Origin of the sequence: Paenibacillus sp. EKM212P (genome assembly GCF_011066115.1) — a bacterium.
Lineage (GTDB): Bacteria > Bacillota > Bacilli > Paenibacillales > Paenibacillaceae > Paenibacillus > Paenibacillus polymyxa_B.
On record NZ_JAAMNR010000001.1, the window covers coordinates 628012 to 651281 of the forward strand.

Annotated in this window: 22 protein-coding genes; 5 read left to right on the top strand and 17 right to left on the bottom strand. The window is 47.2% G+C overall.

The window, feature by feature from the left end; all coding sequences use genetic code 11:
• Window positions 1-14: 14 nt before the first annotated feature.
• Window positions 15-1127 (bottom strand): citrate synthase, encoded by a 1113-nt coding sequence (gene citZ / locus G9G54_RS02970; protein WP_028542893.1) that lies wholly within the window; start codon window positions 1125-1127, stop codon window positions 15-17.
• A gap of 345 nt (window positions 1128-1472) precedes the next feature.
• On the opposite strand from citZ, the gene ytvI reads away from it, so the two are divergent.
• Window positions 1473-2591 carry a sporulation integral membrane protein YtvI gene (gene ytvI, locus G9G54_RS02975; protein ID WP_165175979.1) on the top strand — a complete coding sequence of 373 codons (1119 nt, stop codon included), beginning with the start codon at window positions 1473-1475 and terminating at the stop codon, window positions 2589-2591.
• A 29-nt stretch (window positions 2592-2620) separates the two neighbouring features.
• Here the strand turns inward: ytvI and G9G54_RS02980 are convergent, their stop codons facing one another.
• The 7 genes from G9G54_RS02980 to G9G54_RS03010 form a co-directional block, all read right to left on the bottom strand.
• Entirely contained in the window at window positions 2621-3019 is a 399-nt protein-coding gene (locus tag G9G54_RS02980; RefSeq protein ID WP_013309596.1) for an FxsA family protein, read from the bottom strand.
• Window positions 3016-3534, bottom strand: coding sequence for an acyl-CoA thioesterase (locus G9G54_RS02985; RefSeq protein ID WP_025722002.1), 519 nt, complete (start codon window positions 3532-3534; stop codon window positions 3016-3018). The genes G9G54_RS02980 and G9G54_RS02985 overlap by 4 nt, the downstream gene beginning before the upstream one ends.
• Window positions 3535-3668: 134 nt before the next feature.
• Window positions 3669-4958 carry a pectate lyase gene (gene pelA, locus G9G54_RS02990; protein ID WP_165175981.1) on the bottom strand — a complete coding sequence of 430 codons (1290 nt, stop codon included), beginning with the start codon at window positions 4956-4958 and terminating at the stop codon, window positions 3669-3671.
• A 288-nt stretch (window positions 4959-5246) separates the two neighbouring features.
• Complete coding sequence (pstB, locus tag G9G54_RS02995) at window positions 5247-6089, bottom strand: phosphate ABC transporter ATP-binding protein PstB (RefSeq protein ID WP_165175982.1); 843 nt, start codon at window positions 6087-6089, stop codon at window positions 5247-5249.
• Window positions 6090-6106: 17 nt separating this feature from the next.
• The gene (gene pstA, locus G9G54_RS03000; protein ID WP_023987910.1) at window positions 6107-7003 is read right to left on the bottom strand and encodes a phosphate ABC transporter permease PstA; all 897 of its coding nucleotides are present in this window, start codon (window positions 7001-7003) and stop codon (window positions 6107-6109) included.
• Window positions 7003-7935: a phosphate ABC transporter permease subunit PstC gene (gene pstC / locus G9G54_RS03005; protein WP_053325097.1), complete on the bottom strand. Its 933-nt coding sequence runs from the start codon at window positions 7933-7935 to the stop codon at window positions 7003-7005. The genes pstA and pstC overlap by 1 nt, the downstream gene beginning before the upstream one ends.
• Window positions 7936-8041: 106 nt before the next feature.
• Window positions 8042-8965, bottom strand: a complete 924-nt coding sequence (locus G9G54_RS03010) for a phosphate ABC transporter substrate-binding protein (protein ID WP_165175984.1) — start codon at window positions 8963-8965, stop codon at window positions 8042-8044.
• 207 nt (window positions 8966-9172) lie between these two features.
• Between G9G54_RS03010 and G9G54_RS03015 the strand changes: the two genes are divergently transcribed.
• Window positions 9173-10069 carry a LysR family transcriptional regulator gene (locus G9G54_RS03015; RefSeq protein ID WP_165175985.1) on the top strand — a complete coding sequence of 299 codons (897 nt, stop codon included), beginning with the start codon at window positions 9173-9175 and terminating at the stop codon, window positions 10067-10069.
• Between the two features lie 96 nt (window positions 10070-10165).
• On the opposite strand, the gene pyk is transcribed toward G9G54_RS03015, so the two are convergent.
• The 6 genes from pyk to G9G54_RS03045 all read right to left on the bottom strand — a co-directional run bounded on the left by pyk (window position 10166) and on the right by G9G54_RS03045 (window position 18459).
• On the bottom strand, window positions 10166-11596 hold the full coding sequence (gene pyk, locus G9G54_RS03020) for a pyruvate kinase (protein ID WP_029516614.1): 1431 nt from the start codon (window positions 11594-11596) through the stop codon (window positions 10166-10168).
• A 125-nt stretch (window positions 11597-11721) separates the two neighbouring features.
• Window positions 11722-12705 carry an acetyl-CoA carboxylase carboxyltransferase subunit alpha gene (locus G9G54_RS03025; RefSeq protein WP_061828687.1) on the bottom strand — a complete coding sequence of 328 codons (984 nt, stop codon included), beginning with the start codon at window positions 12703-12705 and terminating at the stop codon, window positions 11722-11724.
• Window positions 12706-13599, bottom strand: coding sequence for an acetyl-CoA carboxylase, carboxyltransferase subunit beta (gene accD, locus G9G54_RS03030; RefSeq protein WP_165175987.1), 894 nt, complete (start codon window positions 13597-13599; stop codon window positions 12706-12708).
• A gap of 180 nt (window positions 13600-13779) precedes the next feature.
• A complete protein-coding gene (locus G9G54_RS03035) occupies window positions 13780-13968 on the bottom strand; it encodes a hypothetical protein (protein WP_013309585.1) in 189 nt (62 codons plus the stop codon).
• A 152-nt stretch (window positions 13969-14120) separates the two neighbouring features.
• Window positions 14121-14618, bottom strand: a complete 498-nt coding sequence (locus G9G54_RS03040; protein ID WP_165175989.1) for a phosphatidylglycerophosphatase A family protein — start codon at window positions 14616-14618, stop codon at window positions 14121-14123.
• Between the two features lie 166 nt (window positions 14619-14784).
• Window positions 14785-18459, bottom strand: a complete 3675-nt coding sequence (locus G9G54_RS03045; protein WP_165175991.1) for a DNA polymerase III subunit alpha — start codon at window positions 18457-18459, stop codon at window positions 14785-14787.
• A 137-nt stretch (window positions 18460-18596) separates the two neighbouring features.
• Between G9G54_RS03045 and G9G54_RS03050 the strand changes: the two genes are divergently transcribed.
• Entirely contained in the window at window positions 18597-18926 is a 330-nt protein-coding gene (locus tag G9G54_RS03050) for a YtrH family sporulation protein (protein ID WP_013309582.1), read from the top strand.
• A gap of 12 nt (window positions 18927-18938) precedes the next feature.
• Window positions 18939-19436 (top strand): hypothetical protein, encoded by a 498-nt coding sequence (locus G9G54_RS03055; protein ID WP_061831708.1) that lies wholly within the window; start codon window positions 18939-18941, stop codon window positions 19434-19436.
• Between the two features lie 44 nt (window positions 19437-19480).
• Here G9G54_RS03055 and G9G54_RS03060 read toward each other — a convergent pair whose 3' ends face one another.
• The 3 genes from G9G54_RS03060 to G9G54_RS03070 all read right to left on the bottom strand — a co-directional run bounded on the left by G9G54_RS03060 (window position 19481) and on the right by G9G54_RS03070 (window position 21716).
• The gene (locus G9G54_RS03060; RefSeq protein ID WP_061831707.1) at window positions 19481-20815 is read right to left on the bottom strand and encodes a DRTGG domain-containing protein; all 1335 of its coding nucleotides are present in this window, start codon (window positions 20813-20815) and stop codon (window positions 19481-19483) included.
• A 202-nt stretch (window positions 20816-21017) separates the two neighbouring features.
• Complete coding sequence (locus G9G54_RS03065; RefSeq protein ID WP_069291592.1) at window positions 21018-21299, bottom strand: hypothetical protein; 282 nt, start codon at window positions 21297-21299, stop codon at window positions 21018-21020.
• A gap of 72 nt (window positions 21300-21371) precedes the next feature.
• Window positions 21372-21716 (bottom strand): YlbF family regulator, encoded by a 345-nt coding sequence (locus G9G54_RS03070; RefSeq protein WP_025685398.1) that lies wholly within the window; start codon window positions 21714-21716, stop codon window positions 21372-21374.
• 162 nt (window positions 21717-21878) lie between these two features.
• Between G9G54_RS03070 and G9G54_RS03075 the strand changes: the two genes are divergently transcribed.
• Window positions 21879-23249 carry a YheC/YheD family endospore coat-associated protein gene (locus G9G54_RS03075; protein ID WP_165175993.1) on the top strand — a complete coding sequence of 457 codons (1371 nt, stop codon included), beginning with the start codon at window positions 21879-21881 and terminating at the stop codon, window positions 23247-23249.
• Window positions 23250-23270 lie beyond the last annotated feature (21 nt).

Here is a 23270-nt window from a genome sequence, read left to right on the forward strand (position 1 = left end):
CCTTCAACAAAGGGTTAGCGCAACTCTGGTGATACATATTTTTGATCCATTGGACCTGTATATTCGGCGCGAGGACGAATCAGGCGGTTATTTTCATACTGCTCTAAAATGTGTGCGGTCCATCCGGATACACGACTCACAGCAAAAATAGGTGTAAACAGGTCTCTCTTGATACCCAACTGGGTATACACAGAGGCAGAATAAAAATCCACATTGGGCTTCAAGCCTTTTTGCCCTGTTACAATTCCCTCAATTCGAACTGACATATCAAACAACGTTGTGTCGCCGTTCATTTCCCCCAGCTCGCGGGACATTTTGTGCAAATGCTTGGCACGCGGATCACCGTTTTTATAGACTCGGTGTCCAAAGCCCATAATTTTTTCGCGGTTATCCAGTTTCGCCTGAATATAGGAGTCCACCTGATCCAAGCCACCAATCTCCTCCAGCGTTTTGGCCACAGCCTCATTGGCCCCACCATGCAGTGGTCCTTTTAAAGCTCCAATTGCAGACGTGATTCCAGAATAAATATCCGACAATGTGGCTACCGTTACACGCGCAGCAAAGGTAGACGCATTTAATTCATGATCGGCGTGCAATACGAGAGCCTGATTGAACGCTTTAATAGCCGTCTCCTCCGGGTCCTTGCCAGTCAGCTGATACAAAAAGTTTTCAGCGATGGAAATACCTTTTTTAGGCGCAATCGGCTCCAAGCCCTCGCGTATACGTGCTATAGCTGCCACAATGGTAGGCAATTGCGCCTGAAGCTTGACGGTTTTGGTCACATTAGACTCTCTCGACATATCATCCGCCTCTGGGTCATACAAAGCGAGAGACGATACGGCTGACCTCAAGGCAGCCATTGTACTCAAATTTTTCGGATATAACTTTAATTGAGTAACAATTTCATCCGGAATAGCAGCGTATTCGCTTAACTGGTTACGAAGCTCCTGCAATTGCTCTTTATCAGGTAATTTTCCAAACCACAACAAATAAGCTACCTCTTCAAAATCGGCGTTAACAGCCAAATCATCAATGTTATAACCCCGGTACGTGAGAACGCCATCTACGATAGAGCTTATGGAGGAAGTGGTCGCTACGATCCCTTCCAGACCTTTAGTCGCTGTCATCGTTACATCTCTCCTTTGTAAAAACATTGTGAACGGACTTGCAATGTAAACATTTTCAAAAGTAAGATATGTCTTTTAAATAGCTGAGTAATGTTAACGCCATATGTCAATATTTAAACCTTCTTTCACTATACTGGATTTTGTCGTTTATGTGAACATTGAGGGCTATTCCAACACATTCAAATGTTTTATCGCTTCCATAAAGAATTTTTTGAAACCCCTTACAAAAATTATTGATTCATTTGCACTTTTTTACACAGGTCTTGTCTCCCCCCTTTCCCGCATATGTATAGTAGAGCATTTATTTTATGAAAAACTATCGCAAAAGAAAGGAGCCGTGAGAGCTTGAGCCGGTTAATCCTGAATCGCATATTTCGTGCTCTATGGGTGGCAATCGTGATTGTAGCTCTGTTATTGGGCATATATGTGCTTTTCCCTCTCGTCTATCCTTTCCTATTCGCCTGGCTTGTGGCTTATGCCATGAATCCACTGGTTGGTTTTCTGCGTAACAAAGCCCGTATGCCACGTTGGACGGCTGTCACGGTCTCATTATTTGTATATTTAGGTGGAATTGCAATTATCCTGTCTGCAGCAATCACCCGCATGGTCCGAGAAGTTATAAAGTTGGCCATGACTTTTGACGGGCATATTGAGCGTTTTAAAAGTCTGTTTATCGATTGGACACAAAGCGATTTGATTCAAAATGTAATAATTGAAATTAACCATTTTATCCGGGATAATCCGGATTACCAACATACCATTAACAGTAATATTGATAAGACAACTCAAACTGTCAGTTCGGCTGTCACTACGCTAGTCGCTCAATTTTTTAATGGAGTTTTGAACTTGCTAACCTCTCTGCCTAATATGGGAGCAGTTCTAATGGTTATTGTATTAGCAGCCTTTTTTATTAGTAAGGACTGGGACCGACATAGTCGGATGCTCTCAAATACGGTTCCTGATACGATTCGCAAACCATTGTCGGATATATGGCACGATCTGCGTAAAGCACTGTACGGCTATTTGCGTGCACAGTTTATTATCATCTCCATTACGGCATTAACAGTCATTGTTGGGCTGTTCATATTGCGTGTGGAATCCGCCTTTACCATCGGTTTGATGATCGGGCTAGTGGACTTGCTACCTTATTTGGGGGTTGGCATTGTGATGATTCCGTGGATACTGTATGCGTATATGTCTGGTAATTTGGCACTAGGGGTAGGATTGTCGATCCTTTATATCATCCTGTTGATTGGACGACAGATCGTGGAGCCTAAGGTGCTGGCCAGCAGCGTGGGCTTGAACCCGCTTCCCACCCTCATCGGTATGTTCATCGGGCTCAAGCTGTTTGGCGTTTTAGGACTAATTATCGGACCTGTATCACTCATTGTCGTTGATGCACTGAATCGCGCGAATGTCATTCAGGACTTGCGCAACTATATTCTCGCCGGAAGAGTCCGCTAGATCATGGATAGGAAAAACGGCAGTTTACGTCAAAACCGCCGAAACGTAATACTGCCGTTTTTCATTTTTTTCTCCAGCCACTTCAATAAAAAACGTCGGTATAACGCTCGTGTTAAAGGGAACACCAACGTAAAACCAATAATATCTGTTAAAAATCCGGGGATAAGCAGTAAGCTCCCACCGAAAAAGACACATAATCCATCCAGCATTTTACGGCCGGGCATTTGGCCTCGGTTCATTTCATTTTTCGCATCGGCAATCACCTTACGACCTTCAAATTGCATCATGGCAGCCCCGATTAGGGTCGTCAGAATGATGAGTAAAATCGTTTTGCCCGCTCCAATCCAGTGACTTACCCATATAAACCCGTACAGCTCCGCCAAAGGAATGAGCAGCAGCAACAGCCACAGACGTTTACGCATCATCATGACTTCTGTCCCTCCCCGCCTGTAAAAGCAAACCTTAATGCAGTGTACAGCTCAGGTAGCGCCTGATCCAGTCGAACGGGCTTCCATTCGGTGTTCAACCATACGTGCCGTGTCATCCCTGTGACAAGCAGCTCTCCCGGCAGCGTGTCTGCCTGGGTCCATACCTTTCCCAGATACCTTTGATGCTCATCGTCCGTTACCCGTCGAACCTCATAGATATAGTTTAGACGTAATCTGGAGAAGTCCGTAATTGCGGTATAAATGGTAATTAAATCATCATATCGAGCAGGACTCGCATATTTCGCATTGATTTCAATAACTGGCAGCAAGACTCCTCGTTCCTCCATACTCCGATAGTTAAAACCCGCCTGTCGGATCATTTCGGTGCGCCCGATCTCAAACCAGTTCAAATAATTTGCATGATATACGACCCCCATCTGGTCGCTTTCCTGATAACGGACGCGTAGCGGTGCGCCATACCAGCGTAATTCCGTTTGTTTCTCCTCTTGAGTCATACAAGCTCTCCTATCTTTGTGCATCTTTATCTCTATTTTGCCCTCTCTCCATTAAACCATATTTACAGCCCGGGAACAAAAAGAGGGCAGACCGAACGGTCCACCCTCGCAAATCATATATAATAATCCCTTTATTATTGTGGCAACGGCTTGGACAGTTTATAATATCCGCTATCCGAAGCCAGCTTAAGCAAGCTCTTAGCCTGGCTTCCCGCCCAGGCGTAACCAAGTCGTCTTTCCTCACTAATTTTCATGATGTCGGTATACTTTTTGCCATCCCGGTCTGAAAAGAAATACTTATTGTCTTCCACATTATAGAAACGATACCACATTACGCTCGATGCATCCTTTTGGAAAAACTCCGGACCTTGACGATTGTATTTGATACCGTCGATTCGGTTGGCATCAAACCATTTCAAAGCGCTCTGAGCCGCTTTTTTCACTTCAGCGGTTTGCGGCTGGGACATGAGAAAAGCAGTAATGCCTACTGATTCCGTAGTTGTTTTGGAAGGTAACTCAAATGCCCGGGCTTCAACAGATGCATAAGTAGCTGGATCGTGCTGTGCACCCCAGATTGTCGGTGTACCATTATTTACAATTTGAGACTTAATTGTGTACTGGATACCTTTGTTTAGCGCTTGCTGAAGTCTGGAGCGGTAAGAGTTATCCAGAATATCGCTATCAAACGGCTGCTTCTTGTTCACAATATCGTCAGCCAAAACCATAACTCTGACCATCGCATCATCATTATAAGTTACAGCATCGGAATAATTACCACGTTTAGGGTATACCTGAGGCCAGCCACCTGAGGAATATTGAGAGGTTAGTACGAAGTCGACTGCTTTTTGTACACTGTTCTTAATGTCTTTATTTTTGGTTTTTTTGTATACATCCGCTAAAAAGCGAATCTCGGTTGTCGTGGCCTCGTTATCAAACGTTCCGAGCTCAACACCATCCTTGCTTTTCCATGTGGAGCGTGCAGTTTTGCCATCCCATTTGGATTTATAATTCTTTTCCATAGCTTTGAAGAATCCGCCATGTGGCAATTGCCAGGATACAATATTTAAGGCAAGTGTCGTATCCTTGGATATATTCCCCGTAGAAAACTTGCTAAAGTCGCGCATTTTGTTCAGGAGGCTGTCTGTATTCACAACAGCGGTTGGCTTCGCCACAGCCGACAGCCCAAATAATTGCTCACGATCCAAAACACCTGAATTTACATCGCCACCATAAACGTCCCGTCCCACAGCTGAATCTGTGGTAAGTTCATAAGAAGCAGTCGTCGATTCACGTCCTGAATCATATGTAGCAGGCACCATCTCCTGTGCCGCAGCCCATGAGGGACTTAGGAGTCCTGACGTTACTGTAATCGCCAAACTTGAAAGCGCTATCATCTTTACGGTTGGACACATCTTCTTCTTCATTTGAACCTCTCCCTTATTTTGATTTGGGTAATTGTGTTCAGTTTAACCCTATTTATTCTTGCTGAAGATTCTTTTTGATAGCGAGGGGAACTAAACCACTATTTATGCATGATAAATAGTTAGTTGTATTATATGAAAATATACCCAAACGATCAATATATTTTAATTTACTAATAGATTAAAAAAGTTACAAAACGTTGAAAACAATAAAAATCCTCTTACTAATGCTGGATTAGTAAGAGGATTTTACGTGCAGCTCATATATAGTAGGTCGATGAGCAACATCGCTTAACCAAATCGACCCATGATGTACTCCTGAGTCAGCTCATTTTCAGGATTCGTGAAAATATCGTTCGTTTTCCCATGTTCAACCAGACTTCCAATATAAAAATAAGCAGTATAATCGGAAATTCGTGCAGCCTGCTGCATATTGTGCGTCACAATAACGATGCGCAGTTCTTTTTTTAATTCGCTAATGAGCTCTTCTACCTTGCCTGTAGACACAGGGTCCAGCGCGGAGGCTGGCTCGTCAAGCAATAGAATTTTCGGTTGAACGGATAGTGCACGTGCAATGCAAAGCCGCTGCTGTTGCCCGCCAGACAGCGCCAGAGCGGAGTCGTGAAGGCGATCCTTGACCTCATCCCATAATGCTGCTTTACGCAGGCTGCTTTCAACGATTTCATCAAGCTGTTTCTTCTTGCGCACCCCACGGTATTTGGGACCGAAGGCGATATTATTGTAAATGGATTTGTAAAAAGGATTGGGACGTTGCCACACCATGCCAATTTGCTGACGCAGCTTGATCACGTCCGTTTCCGGTGCCGTCAAATCCTGTCCATCCATCCAGATGTGCCCCGTTGTAGAGGAAGACGCAATCTCATCATTCATCCGATTAAGGGAGCGCAAAAAGGTCGATTTACCGCAGCCGGAAGGTCCGATCAGGGCAGTCACTGTCTGTTCGGGAAAGGCCAGATTCACTTTTTTCACAGCCTCAAAGCTGCCATAATAAATACTCAAATCCTCAGTACTGAACGGATGCGGCGGTTGCCCCGCAAGCTGTTCCGAACACGTAGACTGAACGGATGTTGCTGGTGCGGCGGTTTTTGCCGTTCGCGTAATCACATGTTCCATTGTTCTCCATCCCCTTTCTAATCCATACGTTTGGCAGCTGTCAGACGGCGGTATACAACTCTTCCGAACCATCTTGCACTCAAGTTGAATGCAAGCACAAGCAGCACCAGTACGGCAGAAGCGCCTGCAGCAATATCTTTAGAGTCAGGAGCAATCCCCTCACTGTTGACCTTCCAAATATGAACAGCCAATGTCTCAGCAGGTCGCATCGGGTTAATAGGCGATCTAGCATGCAATGGATTCCAATCAGTAAAATCAAGCGGCGGCGTACTCATCCCTGCCGTAAACAGCAATGCGGCGGCTTCCCCGAAAATACGGCCTGCGGCCAAAATGGTACCCGTAATCAAGCTTGGCAGCGCAGCTGGCAACAAAATAGAGGTGATGATTTTCCACTTGGACAATCCAAGCGCAAGTCCAGCTTCCTTTTGCTCCTTCGGCACAGCTCGGAAAGCCTGCTCAGTTGTGCGAACCATCAGCGGCAGGTTAAATACGGCCAAAGCCAAGGCTCCTGATAAGAGGGAAAAGCCAAAATCAAACGTATTTACGATAAGTAGTAGTCCAAACAATCCGATGACGATAGACGGGAAGGAGGACAATACTTCGACGACAAGTCGTATAAAGTCCGTAATTTTCCCCGGCTTTGCATATTGCGCCATGTAAATACCTGCGCCCCAGCCAATCGGAATGGTGATAATCAAAGTTAAGATTAACAAAAATACGGAATTAAATAGTTGTGGGCCAATACCACCGCCTGCACGTAATGTTTGGGGAGCACTGGTTAGAAAGTCAAAAGAAATATGACTGACTCCGCGGGCCAAAATGAAGCCCAGTAATCCAACCAAAAGTGCAACAATGAACAAGGCGAAGAAACAGATTACAAATGTAGCGATCTTGTCGGTCGTCTTAGCTTTCATCAAACCCGGTTTCTCCTTTCAAGCAGCCTTACCAGCAGCACGAAAATGAATGTCATGAGCAGAAGAACAAGCGCCATGCTCCAGAGAGCATTGTTATGAACGGAGCCCATCGCTGTATTGCCCATGCTTAGTGTAATGACGCTGGTCAAGGTCGAAGCGGATTCCAGCAAGGAATGCGGTATATGCGGAGCATTCCCGATTACCATCTGTACAGCCAACGCTTCTCCGAAGGCACGAGCCATACCGAGAATAATTCCTGTTAAAAGAGCAGGCAACAGCGTCGGAATAATAACACGGGCAATTGTCTGCCAGCGGGTAGCACCCAAAGCATAAGAAGATTCACGCAGCCCCCCCGGCAAGGAAGACAACGCATCCGCCATAATACTCGTAATCGTCGGCAAAATCATGACTGACAACACTAGACAGCCTGCCATAATGCCGATGCCTTGTCCTCCAAACACGTTCCGCAGCAGCGGGACGATCACGGTCAAGCCGACAAAGCCATATACAACAGACGGAATACCGGATAATAATTCAATCGCAGGTTGAAGGATACGTTTACCCGATTTCGGCACGATTTCCGTCATAAATAAAGCCGCACATAAGCTGAGCGGACTGGCAATTAAAGCCGCCAGTATGGTTACTGCAAAAGAACCCGTAATAAACGGAAGCGCGCCGAAGGACTTAGGTTCGCCATCCGGGCTCCATTTGGTTCCAAAGAAAAACTCTCGCAGACTGACTCCATTCACCGCAAATGTAGCTACACCTTTGGAGGCAACAAAATATACGATGGAGACAATGACTGCAACTAAAAAAACGACACAAACCGACGTATATATGCGGCCGGTCCATTCTTCCCAGTAATGTCTTTCTTTCATAACTCGGGATCGTTTATTCTGTTCCATGTATGCCTTCCCTTCAATTGGTTCCATACTGTAACTCCTTTAACCGAAGAATAGAGGCCGGACGCTAGTCCGCCTCTTCTTCGTGAATATACTCGCGTTAGCTGCGTTCATCGAACAGGAGGTGTGACTCTCCTTATTTCGTGATATTACCGTCAGCATCACGTTTCACTTGCATACCTGCTACTGGAATGTATCCCAAGTCTACGACATCCGTTTTTTGGATTTCATCTGACAGAATGTAGTCCAGGAATGCTTTCACATGCTCTTTTGGCTCACCTTTAGTGTACATATGCTCGTAAGCCCACACTGGATATTTACCTTGTTCTACATTTTCAACGTTAGCTTCAACACCATCGTATTTCAGAGCAGTTACTGTGTTGTCGATGTAGGACAGAGCCAGATAACCAATCGCACCCGGTGTTTCAGCAATCAGCTTTTTCACAGTACCGGAGGAATCTTCTTGAATGGAGCCCGGCAGATCTTCTGTTTTTTGTCCCAATGCGTATTTTTCAAATGTTGCACGAGTACCAGAGCTGCTTGGACGGTTTACAATAACGATTTTTTGATCTGCACCGCCAACTTCTTTCCAGTTCGTGATTTTACCTGTAAAGATTTGTACCAATTGATCTTTTTTCAGGTCTGTAACGCCTACTTTAGGATTCGCTACCGCTGACATGGCTACAACAGCTACTTGGTGATCGACCAGCTCCTCTGCGCCGCTCTCCAGTTTTTCTTTTGCAAACACGTCGGAGTTACCGATATCCGCTTGTCCGCCGGAAACCTGAGTCAAGCCAGTACCGCTACCGCCGCCCTGTACTTGAACTGCAATGCCTTTATATTTATCGACAGCCATAAATTTTTGTCCCGCTTGCTCTACCAATGGTTGAAGTGCAGTGGAGCCAACAGCCAGAATGTTTCCTGTCAGTTCAGCAGCTGCCTTATTGTCTGTTCCTGTAGCAGCGTCTCCTTGTGGTGCAGCATTGTTACCTGATCCGCAAGCTGCAAGTGCAAATACCATGGTGAGAGTCATCAGAATGAACGGCCATTTTTTCAACATTTTTTATTGTCCTCCCCTTAGTTAAGTGACGGTTTTTTATTTATGACCATCAACACTTTTACATTGTAGGCCTGGAATGTTAGACGAACGACGTGGTTTTGTAAAACAAATATAAAATATTGATAGATAAATTATTTTTCGGTATATAATTAATCTATAGTTCGAAATTCACATATGAATGACATATAAGGAGAGCTGTTGGATTCCATGAATATTCTAAAATTGCGTATTTTGATGCTGATCGACAAATTCCATAAGGCGACGGATGTGGCCGAAGCTTTGCAAGTCAAACAACCTACCGTCAGCTTTCATATGAAGAGCTTGGAAAAGGAAATGGGTGTTTCCCTATTCTCTCTTCAACAAGGCAGGATTATACTAACGGAAGCTGGAAAAAAATTATTACCTTACGCAAAGCAGATCATCTCTCTGGAACAAGAAGCTAGACAAGCTGTAGATGAACTGACAGAAGAATCACAGGGTCAATTACATCTGAGTGCAGAGTCGATATCAGGTACGTATCTCCTCCCCACTTTGATGGCTAAGTTTGCTGAGCGGTATCCAGATTGTCGTATTCAGTTGGAGATTCAATCCCCGGATGCAATTAAGCAGCTACTGAAACAGGGGGAAATTGATTTTGCTTTTCTCGACGATAGAGATTCTCTTCCAGAGTATACGGTGGCAGAGCCAGTGGCTTCAGATCAAGTAGGAGTTATCCGTTCTGCATCTGCACTTGCACCTGCATTCAAATTAGAGGAGGTCGATGGACCCGATGTGCTGGACAAGCACACATGGGTAAAATATAGCGGTTCATCAGTTGTAGATCAGTATTCCTCTCTAGTTAAGCCTCATCTGGAAATCAACTCTTGGGAAGCGGTAAAGCAAGTCGTAAGCGGCGGAGAAGCGCTTGCCTTCTTTCCTGCAAGCGGAGTGGATAATAATGAAAATGCTGCTCCCTCGGTGGAATGGCTTCCTTATCCCGAGGCTGATAACCAAAGGAGCCATTATCAAATAAACATCGTGTATCAACAAGATACACACATGAACTTGATGCAACAGGCATTTCTTGATTTCATACGACGAGAAGGACTGGAAATGAAAAGCTAGAGAACATAAAAAAAGAGCATCCAAGTCTTATTGACTTGAATGCTCTTTTGCTTGTTGTAACGATACAGCTTCGGTATTATGTCATGGAGACTTTAATTACGCTTGTGCTGGAACGCAGCTAATTTTGATCAGGTTCGTAGAACCGGAATCACCAAGAGGTACGCCCGCAGTAATTACAACCAAATCGCCCTCTTTAACGAGGCCAGATTTGCGACCGCCTTCCAGTGCGTTGTCAAACAGACTATCTGTTGTGTCAACGATTGGTCTGCCTTGTACTGCATGTACGCCCCAGATCAGAGCCAAACGGCGAACTGTTCTTTCCTGTGTTGTCACAGCAACAATCGGAGCTTCAGGACGGTATTTAGAAATCATACGCGCCGTTGTTCCGCTTTGTGTGGACGTCAGGATCGCTTTGGCATGCAGGTCAAGTGCAGAAATAGAAACAGATTGACTGATTGCTTCTGTAATACTAATTTCTTGAGCCGTTCTTTGTTTCTTGAACAAATCACGGTAGTTCAGAGAGGACTCAGCTTTTTCTGCAATACGTGACATCGTCAATACGGATTCTACCGGATATTTACCCGCTGCTGTTTCGCCGGACAACATAATTGCGTCTGTTCCGTCAAAAATAGCATTCGCCACGTCACTTGCTTCCGCACGAGTCGGACGCGGGTTACGTTGCATGGAATCCAGCATTTGTGTTGCCGTAATAACAGGCTTGCCAGCTACATTACATTTGTTAATCATCAATTTTTGCGCCAGAGGCACTTCTTCAGCAGGAATTTCCACACCGAGGTCACCACGAGCAACCATCAGGCCATCCGAAGCTTCCAAAATTTCATCGAGGTTGTCAACACCTTGCTGATTTTCTATTTTGGAAATGATTTGGATATGACTTGCGTTGTGTTTCGCCAGCAATTCACGGATTTCCAGAACGTCACTTGCTTTACGAACAAAAGAAGCCGCGATGAAATCAATGTCCTGCTCAATACCGAAAATGATATCATTAGCATCTTTTTCGGTAATACCAGGCAAAGAAATAGCAACGCCTGGAACGTTAACGCCCTTCTTGCTTTTGATCGTTCCGCCATTAACAATGCGGCATTTGATTTCAGTGCCTGATACTTCAATAACGGTGAGTCCGATCAGACCATCGTCGATCAGAATGGTGGAGCCGGGCTCCACGTCCGAGGGAAGATCTTTGTACGTAATGGAAATACGATCTTGCGTACCGAGAATTTCTTCCGTTGTCAGCGTAATGAACTCGTCCTGAACAAGCTCAATAGGTTCAACTTCGAGCTTTCCTGTCCGGATTTCCGGCCCCTTCGTATCGAGCAAAATAGCAACGTTTTTGTTAAGCTCCTTACAAGCTTGACGGATGTTTTTAATCCGGTTGCCATGCTCCTCGAAATCACCGTGAGAGAAATTCAGGCGGGCTACGTTCATACCAGCCAAAATCAGTTTCTTCACATTTTCCAATGACTCACTGGAAGGACCGATGGTACATACAATCTTAGTTTTGCGCATTTGGGTTTTTCCTCCGTTTTCAAAGGTGCTACTCTTTATATCTTTTTCCAACAATTAAATCTACTACACTTTTTCCTATTTGTATAGGAAGTTCGTCATATTTATTGTTACCCGTTTACAACGTATTACAACATAGGCTCAGATTCCGAAGGCTTCAAGAAGGTGTATTGACCTATTTTTCGGAATTTTTGATACCGATCTTCCCTCAATTCATCGCAGCTCATATTCGTAAGGTCTGCCAAATGACGTTCCAATAGCTCCTTGATTGCGGCAGCAGTCACTTCATAGTTACGATGCGCGCCCCCTTTCGGCTCCGGCACAATATCCTCGATAATTTCCATGCGCAGGAGGTCATTAGCCGTAATCTTCATGGCTTCAGCTGCCTGATCGGCCTTGGAAGCATCTTTCCATAGAATCGAAGCTGCACCGTTTGGAGAAATGGCCGAATAAATGGCATGTTCCAGCATCAGCACACGGTTACCGACTGCAAACGCAAGCGCACCGCCGCTTCCACCCTCGCCGATGACCACACAAATAACAGGCACCGAAAGCTTTGCCATCTCCCGCAAGTTGCGGGCAATCGCTTCCGATTGACCTCTCTCCTCTGCTGTATTACCCGGATAAGCGCCCTTCGTATCAATAAATGTAATAACAGGGCGTTTGAATTTATCAGCCTGCTGCATAAGACGCAAGCCTTTACGAAATCCTTCCGGATGAGCACTACCAAAGAAACGTGCAATGTTATCTTTCGTATCCTTACCACGCTGTTGACCAATGACGGTCACCGGAATACCATTTAGCTTGGCAATTCCGCCCACAACCGCCAGATCGTCTCCAAACAAGCGGTCGCCGTGTAATTCAATAAAATCCGTAAACACCTGCTCAATCAGATCAAGAGACGTTGGTCTTTGATGATGACGGGCCAAATGCATTTTTTGTGGTGCTGTAATGTTCGAATATATTTCTTCTTCCATCTCGAGATAACGTTCCTCGAGACGGTTGATTTCATCTGTAAAATCAATTTGCTTATCCTGTCCGAATTGCTTGAGTTCTTCGATCTTCTGTCGCATCTCGACCAGGGGCTTTTCATAAGGCAATTCACCAGCCATCTATTCCACCCCTTTCACACTGTGCAGATCAAGCAGTTGCCCGAGGGTATCACGCAGTTCCTTGCGGTGTACAACCATATCCAATTGTCCATGCTGCAAATTAAATTCGGATGTTTGAAAATCATCCGGCAACTTCTGTCTGATTGTCTGTTCAATTACAATACGCCCTGCAAAGCCGAATACAGCTCCTGGCTCCGCGATATTAATATCTCCAAGCGTAGCAAAGCTGGCGGACACTCCACCTGTAGTCGGGTCGGTGATAACAGAAATATACAGCAAGCCCTGCTCATCCAGACGAGCAAGAGCAGCACTTGTTTTTGCCATCTGCATCAAGCTTAAAATACTTTCCTGCATACGTGCCCCGCCGGAAGTTGAGAAAATAATTAGCGGCAAACGCTTGTCTTTTGCTTGCTCAATGGCGCGGGTAATTTTCTCTCCTACGACCGAACCCATACTGCCAGTAAAAAAGTCAAAGCTCATCACAGCAACGACAACAGGATGTCCATAAATAAGGCCGTCGCCCGTAACGACAGCCTCTCGCAAGCCAGATTTCAGGGTCTGTTGCTCCAGCTTGCTCGCATATCCCGGAAAGTCCAGCGGGTCAACCGAAATCATATCGGCATCATATTCCGTAAACGTGTCTTCGTCGAGCACCATGCGAATGCGATCCATTGCATTCAAACGCATATGGTATCCGCACACCGGACACACTTTCAAATTTTTCTCTAGTTCTTTGCTGTATTGAATACTTCCACACTTGCCACATTTGGTCATAAGACCTTCGGGAATTTCCCGTTTGGGACGATCCGGCATGTCCGCTTGATCGCCGCTCAGCGCCCGTTCCGAAGGGATGGTCGCGTATTTACGCTTCTTTTGGAATAAATCTTTAAACACAACTACACCTCTCCAGCCGTTTATTTGTCAGCCGTAACCGATACAAGGTCCTCTGCCGTCTATGCGGCACCTCTAAGCATTATGTTCATACACACGTCAACGCCTGTTACTAAAACTTTACCGCCGATCGTGCATCCTTTGTTCCACTCATGCTGCTGTATCACTTCCGCCGTTCCGGACTCAAGGGCGCAAAATCGAATTAAGCACTTCCTGTATTTCTTCGACTTCACCCGAAGGCACAAGTATCTCAAACTGTTGCTTGGACGCGCTGATGGCCCGGGCCTGCACCATAAAACCTTCTTCAGACAGTTTGAGCTTAATCATGTCAGCCAGTCTGGCCGTCGGTGCAATATAAATCACCGTCCACATGCCTTGTTTCTACCCCCTAAGCCTCAAGTTTTGAGCCCATATAATAGACTCATGATAACATACCTTACTTTTTTCCCGCAACAAAAGCCCTCCTGATCATTCAAGTTCGTCGGAGGGCCTAGAAAATCATCAACTCTGTCTACACAGGTCAATTAAGCGTCCAATGATGCAGGATAATGCTTGGCATGGAGGCTCCGATGTGCAATGCGCGAAGAAGCAGCGGCAGCTAGTCCGGCGACAAGATCGTCTAAAAACACATGAATACCACTGCCTTTTTGGTTCAGTTGTTCAATAATCCCCGTCTTTTCCTTATCCAGATAACCAAAACTGGTTAAGCCGATCATGCCGTACACACTCGTAATTCCAAGAGCCAGTGTCTCGTCCACTCCGTACAGCGGTTCGTCAGCCTCCATAATGGCTTGCAATGGCTGGGGGAGAAGTTTTTTTTCGGCCAGCTCATCGAGCGCAATACCTGTGAGCAACGTATATTGAACCTCACGCTTTTGCAAAACCGCTTTGACACTGTCTATACATTCTTCCATCGTCAAATGAGGATAATATTTTAGCTGAAGCTGAAAAACAATGTCCGCAATGGACTCGAGACGAATGCCTCTGCGATTTAACAAAGTTTCTGCATATTCATAGGACATAATTTCCCTCCCGCTTTCACCGTGCAGTCTATTCTTTCACCGTACGGGACCTTATGGTGCAGGGTACGTGTTGAATCTCCTGTTCCGCCAGTTTTCCAAGTGTATGCGGGAAGGAAGGAAAATGTTCATTAAACCGTTACAATAAGGGCGGTTTGCTGTGTGCCTATCATTTGACTTTCACCGTGCCTTCACCCAACATCGACTCCATTTGATCAAAAAGCTGAGGAGAGGGCTTAATGCTGTAAGCATCGCTCAAGGCCAGCAGACGCTGGTTGCTCTCATAAAAAAGTACGGTAGGCATAGCACCGGGATGCTCCTGTAGCAGTGCCTTGAGACTGACCAGCAAGCTGGCGTCCTCCTCGGCCTGGCGGGTGATTTTGACAAACACCCGCTGACGGGCGGTCGACTCCGAGCTGCGCGGGAGCGGTACCTGCTCACCGCGAGCCGTTTCGGCTCCACGCGGTGAAGCAGCCGCCACGGGACGAGCCGCCTTCGGTTGAGGCGAAGCAGATGCATTGGCTGCCGAAGGCGGGGGCGACACGCGCGACGCTCTCCCGCCCGGGCCGCCAGCAGCAGAGCCAGCAGCTGGCACGGATGTTCCAGCGGCGGACGAGCGCGTACTGGCACGTCGGCGCTGGAGGAGCCGTGCCAGCGAGTCTTCCGCCAGCGGGGCGGTCTCATCCGCAAGGAGCTTGAAGTGCTCGTCCTGCTGCTGCATCTTGGCTCGAAGCGTAAGCAAAGCTCCCTTTTCAATCCACTGCTGGCTTCGCTTCCACACCTCAGGAAACAGCACAACCTCACAGCGCTCAATCTGGTCCTCCAGCTCGATGAAGGCCATGGCCTTTCCCTGCTTGGTCGTAATCGTTTTGAGTGACACTACCATGCCTGCGGTCACAACAACCGTTTCATCTGGCACATCGCCCAGCTCCATCAAACGATCCGCCTCGCTGCTTTCCAACAGCGACTCAAAATCATCCAACGGGTGCCCGGATAAATACAGTCCCAGCAGTTCGCGTTCCAGCTCTAACTGCTGGCTGGCACTGAATTTGGGTACATTGGGATATTCGATATCCCAATTGGGCATTTCCACAAAACCAAACATATCAATTTGCAAGTCATCCCGTTCCTTGCGCCACTTGACGGCTGCATCGACCGTTTCATCCAGCATGGCAAGCAATTGTGCCCGATGACCCGTCAAAGAATCAAAGGCTCCTGCCTGAATAAGCGATTCAATCACTCTCTTATTACATACCCGCAAATCGACACGTCGACAAAAATCGAGCAGGCTGTCGAAAGGCCGTTCCTTGCGAACAGCGAGAATGCTCTCCATCGCCTGTGTGCCGACATTTTTAATCGCTGCTAGGCCGAAGCGGATGCCTCCCTGCTGTAAAGGAGTAAACAACACCCCGCTCTCATTCACATCAGGCGGCAACACTGCGATATCCATACGACGGCATTCGACGACATATTCAGCCACTTTCCGATGACTTCCCATCACCGCTGTCAGCATTGAAGCCATGAATTGTACCGGATAATGGGCCTTTAGATAAGCCGTTTGAAATGCTAGCACACCATAAGCAGCTGCATGGGCACGCGGGAAGCCGTAGTCAGCAAAACGGACAATCATATCGTAAACCCTTCCGGCCTCCTCCTCCGTGTATCCCTGCTTGATACTGCCTTCGACAAAATGCCCGCGCTCCAGATCCAACACTTCGCGCTTTTTCTTGGACACAGCCCGGCGCAACAGATCGGCTTCTCCCAGGGAAAAGCCCGCCATGCGTGAAGCAATCTGCATGATTTGCTCCTGATACACAATAATACCGTACGTATCCTTTAAGATCGGTTCCAGGTCAGGATGCGGATAAGAAATCTCAATCTGACCATGCTTGGCCTGTATAAAGTTAGGAATAAAGCCCATCGGGCCCGGACGATACAAAGCCAGGACAGAAATGATATCCTCGAATACACTCGGCTTCAAATCCTTGAGTACCCGGCGTACACCGGCCGACTCCAGCTGGAATACGCCTCCTGTATCTCCTTTGCCCAGCAAGTCATAGGTATGCGGATCGTTATCGGGAATACGATTAAAATCAGGCGTTTCTCCATGCTCTTCCGCAATCCAGTGTATGCACCGTTCAATAATGGAGAGCGTACGCAGCCCAAGGAAATCCATTTTAAGCAAACCAATGCGCTCTAGATTTTCCATCGAGTACTGCGTCAAAGGAACCCCTTCGCTCCCCTCTTGAAGCGGAACTGCATCGGTCAATGGAGTCCGCGAAATGACAACACCTGCTGCATGTGTCGAAGCATGACGAGGCATTCCTTCAACCTTGATCGCCATATCCAGCAGTTCACGTGTCTTGGGCTTCGTTTCATATAGCGTTTTTAGCTCCGGGGTGATTTCCAGCGCATGACGGATATTAATGCCTAACTGCGCCGGAATCAGCTTGGCTGCCTTGTCCACCTCGCCATACGGCACGTTCAATGCACGACCGACATCACGGACAGCGGCTCTTGCCGCCAGCGTTCCAAAGGTAATAATTTGCGCTACATGCTCATTTCCGTACTTCTGTACTACATAGTCGATAACCTCGTCACGCCGTTCATCACTAAAATCAATATCTATATCCGGCATACTAATTCGTTCGGGATTCAGAAACCGTTCAAAGAGCAGGTTGTATTTCATCGGATCGACATTCGTGATGTTAAGCACATAGGCAACCAAACTGCCTGCTGAGGAACCCCGCCCCGGTCCCGTTGCAATCTTATGCTTATGTGCAAAGGCAATAAAATCCCATACAATCAGGAAATAATCGCTGAAACCCATACTGTCAATGGTATTCAACTCATAGTTTAGCCGTTGGTTCAACCTTTCCCGTTCCTCCGGTTGCTCCCATCCGGGATCGCTTCCATAGCGACGCTCCAGCCCTTGCACGCACAGATTGCGTAAATAGGACGAAGAGGTCATTCCTTCCGGCAGCGGGCGATATTCAGGCAAAATGGATTGACCGAATTCCAGCTCTAGTTCGCATTTTTCAGCAATACGCACCGTGTTGGCGATGGCTTCTGCCACATGCGGGAATAAACGAGCCATATCCTCCTGACTTTTCAGATACAACTGACGTGTTGGTATACGCAAGCGTTCCTCATCGTCAACTGTCTTCCCTGTCCCGATACAGATCAGAACGTCTTGCACGTCCGCATCTGGCTCAGTCAAGTAATGCACGTCATTCGTCGCCACCAGTGGAATATTCAGTTCCTTCGCCAGTGCGATCAAGAGAGGATTTACACGTTTTTGCTCCGAAAGACCATGGTCCTGGAGTTCCAGATAAAAATCATCGCCAAAAATGTTACGATACCGTTCCGCTGCTCGTCGTGCTTCGGCTTCCCGACCATGCAGTAAATGCTGCGGCACTTCACCGCCCAAACAAGCGCTCAGGCATATGATGCCTTCATGATGGGCAGCCAAAGCCTCCATGTCGATGCGCGGCTTGTAGTGAAAGCCCTCCAAATGGCCGATGGAGCACAACTTCATCAGATTTTGATAGCCTGTTTTATTTTTGGCGAGCAAAATCAAATGATATATGGGCTGATCCTTCCGGCTGCCACGCTCCTTACGCGATCCTGCCGTCATATAGGCCTCACACCCGATAATCGGCTTAATGCCGTTCTCTACACACGCTCTATAAAAAGGAATGGCACCGTACATAACCCCGTGGTCTGTAAGGGCCAGCGCCTTCATTCCGTAAGCTGATGCCTGTTTGACCAACTCCGCGGTACGAGCCGCGCCGTCCAGCAGGCTGTACTCGCTATGAACATGCAAATGCACAAATGAACTCATGCGCTTCTCTTCCTTTCACCGCTTGATTTTCTTCAAACTATTTTATCATATCCGCGTTAGTAGCGCCCATAGAATAAAAGTACAGACCTCGGCGGACAAGCGCGGTCCTGATTCGTATACCTAAGGAGGAAAAGAGCATGAGCACTTTTATATCCAAAGCGATTCTCGACTTCTTCATTGCCTTCGGCATCGTGCTCGGGGGAGCCATGCTCGGCGGAATGGGAGCTGTGGTATCGCTTCAGCCGCCAACCCAGACGATGCTGGAGGTTGCCGGAAGAATTAAAATATGGGCGCTTGCCGCCGCTGTGGGGGGAACGATGGACCCGATCCGGGTCATTGAAAGCAATATGTTGGATGGTAATTTGTCACCTGCCATTAAGCAGATATTGTATTTGATTTTCGCCTTTTTAGGCGCTCATATGGGTGCAGAGCTGGTCAAGTGGGTATGCGGCAACGGACGACCGTGAGGTGAAACGACTATGAGAGTCCCCCCTTTTGAGCGCCTGCGCCCTTTTATGCAATTATCCTCTGTCTTTGTACTCGGTATGATTACGGGAGGAATGATCTACAATGCCATCTGGCATGCCAGCTTCAATCAGCTGTGGACGAACAACCAGGATCTTCAATTCCAGCTCCAGCAAGCCGAGGAAGACAACAAAACATTGCGCAAATACAGCAAGCGCCAAACCGTTGTCAAAGAAATCAAGCTGATCGCGGAGGAAGCTTCGGCCGAAAAAATTGATTCTATCAACCTGAAGGAACTTCTTCGCCGTGTCAGTCGTGATCTGGAGGTGCTGCGCGGCAGAGATATGTTCGAGATTGACTCTGACAGCAAGCTGGTACGTATGTTGCTGCACCAAAAAAAATACACCGTTCGTGACAAGGAGTATACGATCCAGGTCAAAACGATGCTTGTAATGGAAGGGGTGCTGCAAATTTGGCTGGAAGCAAAAGAAAGACTGCCTGAAAGCCACTAAGTCGGTCTATTCGACTTCACACCCTGCTCTGATCCATAGGTAGACTAACCATGTTCAATGGATTGAAGTGTCATCACTGCTTTGCATACCAAATGGTTTTCCCGTGAAATTGCAATTTCTAGCTTGCAGGTGCGGCGACTCAGCTCGAGCAGCAACGGACGAAGAACGACAGCATCCTCTATCTGTACGGGTCTAATAAAATAAGTCGTCAAATTGTCCAGCACATAATCCTTGCCGGTCATGTCTCTAGCTGCCCGGTAGCCCGCTTGTGTCATCACGTTGACCAGTACGCCTTCCGAGATCGTACCTAAATTGGTCGCCATCTGCGGAATAATAAAACCGCGAAAAAATAACGATCCGTCCTCATTACGCTCTTCAGCAAACCCGTTCCAGATCAACTGGTCGAACGTCTCGCCAAGTTGTGGCTGCTTTTGGGCGTTACGCAGCGCCTCCAGCACCTCACGCCGTGTAACGGACCCAAGCAGCTTGCGGTTACGGTCCACGACCGGCAAATAATCTACACCTTCCCACGCCATCATTTGCGCAGCGGAAGCCAGCGAGGTCTGGTAGGTGACCGTTATCGGATTGCGGATCAGACATTTATCCATCGTATGCTCAGGTAGAAGCCCCTCCACATCTTTGCGGCTGACGATACCAATTAAACGATTCCATTCATCCACTATTGCAAAATGATGATGTCCGGTCGTCACCGAAAGTTCTTCAAACTCGGTAAGCGTGCTGTTGATTTTCAAGGTCAACGTTTTCGGTTTGCCTGCCGCAATGTCTTCAATCAGCATAATTTTCTTTTTGATCAAGCGGTCAAATATGGCTCTATTAATCATAGATGCCACTGTAAAAGTATCATGGCGTGAGGAAATGATCGGCAGACTAATCTGATCTGCGAGCTGCTTAACCTCTCGGCTCGTACCGAAGCCCCCTGTAATCAGCACACCTGCCCCCTGCTCCAATGCAAGTGAATGCGCATCCTCACGGTTACCTACGATTAGCAAACTACCTGCGTCAATATAACGGGCCATAGCTTCCTCGCGCATCGCTCCGATCACATACTTGTGCAAGGGCTTCTCCAACCCCTCACTTCCGCCCAGCACATGTCCCTCTACAATATTTACGACATCTGCAAAGGTCAGCTGCTCGGACAAGCCACGCGGTCGCTTCTCCACTCGTACTGTTCCGATCCGTTCCTTGGTAATGACAATTCCCAGGTTCTCGGCTTCCTTCACGGCCCGATAGGCCGTTCCTTCGCTGACACTCATTTCTTTAGCCAACCTGCGCACAGAAATTTTGGAGCCTATTTTCAACTGCTCGATATGTCGCAATAGCTGCTCATGCTTCGTAACTGTTTCATCTAGCCCGTCCAACTCTGTTACACCCCCAACGTCCAATCTGTATCATTCTGTATCTATTATAGCACAATATCCCTATATTTTAGACCCTTGTTCATTTTGAGTTCTCCGCTTCGCAAATAGCAAAAAAGCGATCCCCTCTTTTACAAGGGACCGCTTCTTACTATGATTGATTTGCCATCTGGGAGGCAAGCCCAGGACAAGCTGAAAAAACTCACTACATGCTGCCTTTGTCAGCTTTTTTATCCCATTTCATCTGCCACTGCTGCATTTTGGCCCGCCGCACACGCTCCAGCGTTTTGCGCTTTTCCTCATCCACACCCAGCAAAAAATGCATGTTTGCTCCGATGACTAGCAGCGCAAAAAGTACCCATACCATTCCAAAGCCGTTGACCCAGTTCAAACCGCCTGCTAGCGAGATGCGTGGTAACGCGACCAAAACCATAGCCAATGCAATGAGTGTGTACAAACCGTGTTTCCATTTTTTGAAAGAACCCAATCGTATCCCTTCCTCTCCCTGTGACTCTATGTATCTAGTCTATGAGAGGACAGGAAGGAATATGAGACAAACTTACAGAGATGAACCGTACAAATGTTGAAGGCTGTCTGCAATAATTTTGTTAACGTCCTCAATAATCACGCTCAGGCGACGTTCAGCGTCGAACAGGCGACGGATGTTGAGGTTCAAGCTAAGTACCTCAAACAGCTTCTCCATCTTTTCCATCTCTTCCTGTGCTGGCATATCGCCGCTCATCATGCGTTGCTGTACTTCCATTTGGCGTTCACGGAAATCGTCGAGCATTTTCTTAGCTTCTGGATCGGTTTCGATCAGCTTCATCGCTGACGTAATTTCCTCTACCTCTTTGCTTTCCTTTAATGCTTTCGCTAAATCATGGGCTTTGTCATAGATGTTCATGATTGTTTATTCCTCCAATACAAGTTTAGTGTCAACATTTCACATTGTCCGTCAATCACCAAGGGATATATGTCCTCATATGATGAATCAGTGCTATTACAGCCCATTCACGTTTCCCGTTACTTTCAAGACATCAAGTTGCTGCCCGGAAGGAGATCCACGATGTCCATCAAAAAAACAACGATTCAAATCATCGGATCGGGCATCTTGCAGGATGACGTACTCATGGTCGGCGAGTCCCTGCTTCGCAAATGGAAAATATCCGCTGGCCACCCCGTTCAGCTCGCCTTCGGTTCGTTCCGCCAAGAGGTTACCGTCATATCGGTGCCCCGCTACAGCGGCCTACGTGTGGGAAGCGTGCTAGCCCGAAAAATGGGGCTTCATGCCAATTGTAATCTGCGAGTAACCTACAGCCGAGGTCGCCGGACACTTCGAGTGGGCCCACTTATTAGCGTGCTGGTCAGTCGGGACTATCCCGAACAGCCCGACAAGCCTTTCGGGTCGATCACCCTGTTCTGCCGTGAACTAGTCGGGGAATGCCGCAGACAAGGAGCATATGTGTATTTTTTCACCCCGGAGCATATCGGAAGTCAGCCCGGGCGAGTTCAGGGATGGGTGTATGACGGAGGCTGGAAAAAGACGGTCATGCCTGCCGGCGATGTCGTCAATAATCGTCTTACCTCCCGTAAACTCGAGAACAGAACTAGCGTACAGCATTTCATGAAAGAAGTAAAATCGCAGTACGGCACGACCATTTTTAACGAAAAGTTTCTGGATAAGAATGAAGTATTTGATGCGCTTAAATCAAATTCTTCCCTGCGCAAGTATTTACCCGAGTCCCACTTGCTGCAAACCTTTGCTGTTTTCAAAAAAATGTGCAACCAGTATCCCGCTGTTTTTCTCAAGCCAGTGCGCGGAAGCCTAGGTAAAGGCATAATGCGCATTAACAAACAAACGGATGGTACCTTTTCGGTGCTATCCACAACAGCGGGCACACCCCGTAAGCAAATGTATGCCAACGTCGATAAACTGTACAAAAGCTTAGCGGGAAAAATGAAAACAACACGCTTTCAACTCCAACAGGGACTTACCTTGATTGATCACGGTAAGCGTCCGGTCGACTTTCGTGCGCTTGTACAGAAAAATTCGTCTGGAACCTGGACCGTAACATCCATTGTCGCCCGGATCGCCGGAGGCAGCCACTTTGTGTCCAATCTGGCAAGAGGCGGCACGCTGAGTACAGTCAAGGAAGCACTTGCCAAAACCACGCTGCCCGCAACCGTTAAATCGAATGGGCATACCTCTCTCAAAACAGCAGCACTGGATATCGCAAGCGGAGTGGAAAAAGCGATTCCCGCCCATTTCGCAGAATTTGGTATAGATCTGGCAATAGACAGCACGGGGCGCATCTGGTTGCTGGAGGTCAATTCGAAGCCATCGAAGAATGACAACACGCCGTTAAATGATCAGAAGACTCGCCCGTCCGTAAAAAAAATGATTGAATACTGCTGTTATTCAGCCGGCTTCAAATGAATTCATCTCTTCCAGAGTCTG

Coding starts and splice junctions, on each gene's coding strand:
- citZ (WP_028542893.1), bottom strand. CDS start 1,127: ATGACAGCGACTAAAGGTCTGGAAGGGATCGTAGCGACCACTTCCTCC.
- G9G54_RS02980 (WP_013309596.1), bottom strand. CDS start 3,019: ATGATGATGCGTAAACGTCTGTGGCTGTTGCTGCTGCTCATTCCTTTG.
- G9G54_RS02985 (WP_025722002.1), bottom strand. CDS start 3,534: ATGACTCAAGAGGAGAAACAAACGGAATTACGCTGGTATGGCGCACCG.
- pelA (WP_165175981.1), bottom strand. CDS start 4,958: ATGAAGAAGAAGATGTGTCCAACCGTAAAGATGATAGCGCTTTCAAGT.
- pstB (WP_165175982.1), bottom strand. CDS start 6,089: ATGGAACATGTGATTACGCGAACGGCAAAAACCGCCGCACCAGCAACA.
- pstA (WP_023987910.1), bottom strand. CDS start 7,003: ATGAAAGCTAAGACGACCGACAAGATCGCTACATTTGTAATCTGTTTC.
- pstC (WP_053325097.1), bottom strand. CDS start 7,935: ATGGAACCAATTGAAGGGAAGGCATACATGGAACAGAATAAACGATCC.
- G9G54_RS03010 (WP_165175984.1), bottom strand. CDS start 8,965: ATGTTGAAAAAATGGCCGTTCATTCTGATGACTCTCACCATGGTATTT.
- G9G54_RS03015 (WP_165175985.1), top strand. CDS start 9,173: ATGAATATTCTAAAATTGCGTATTTTGATGCTGATCGACAAATTCCAT.
- pyk (WP_029516614.1), bottom strand. CDS start 11,596: ATGCGCAAAACTAAGATTGTATGTACCATCGGTCCTTCCAGTGAGTCA.
- G9G54_RS03025 (WP_061828687.1), bottom strand. CDS start 12,705: ATGGCTGGTGAATTGCCTTATGAAAAGCCCCTGGTCGAGATGCGACAG.
- G9G54_RS03035 (WP_013309585.1), bottom strand. CDS start 13,968: ATGTGGACGGTGATTTATATTGCACCGACGGCCAGACTGGCTGACATG.
- G9G54_RS03040 (WP_165175989.1), bottom strand. CDS start 14,618: ATGTCCTATGAATATGCAGAAACTTTGTTAAATCGCAGAGGCATTCGT.
- G9G54_RS03045 (WP_165175991.1), bottom strand. CDS start 18,459: ATGAGTTCATTTGTGCATTTGCATGTTCATAGCGAGTACAGCCTGCTG.
- G9G54_RS03050 (WP_013309582.1), top strand. CDS start 18,597: ATGAGCACTTTTATATCCAAAGCGATTCTCGACTTCTTCATTGCCTTC.
- G9G54_RS03055 (WP_061831708.1), top strand. CDS start 18,939: ATGAGAGTCCCCCCTTTTGAGCGCCTGCGCCCTTTTATGCAATTATCC.
- G9G54_RS03070 (WP_025685398.1), bottom strand. CDS start 21,716: ATGAACATCTATGACAAAGCCCATGATTTAGCGAAAGCATTAAAGGAA.
- G9G54_RS03075 (WP_165175993.1), top strand. CDS start 21,879: ATGTCCATCAAAAAAACAACGATTCAAATCATCGGATCGGGCATCTTG.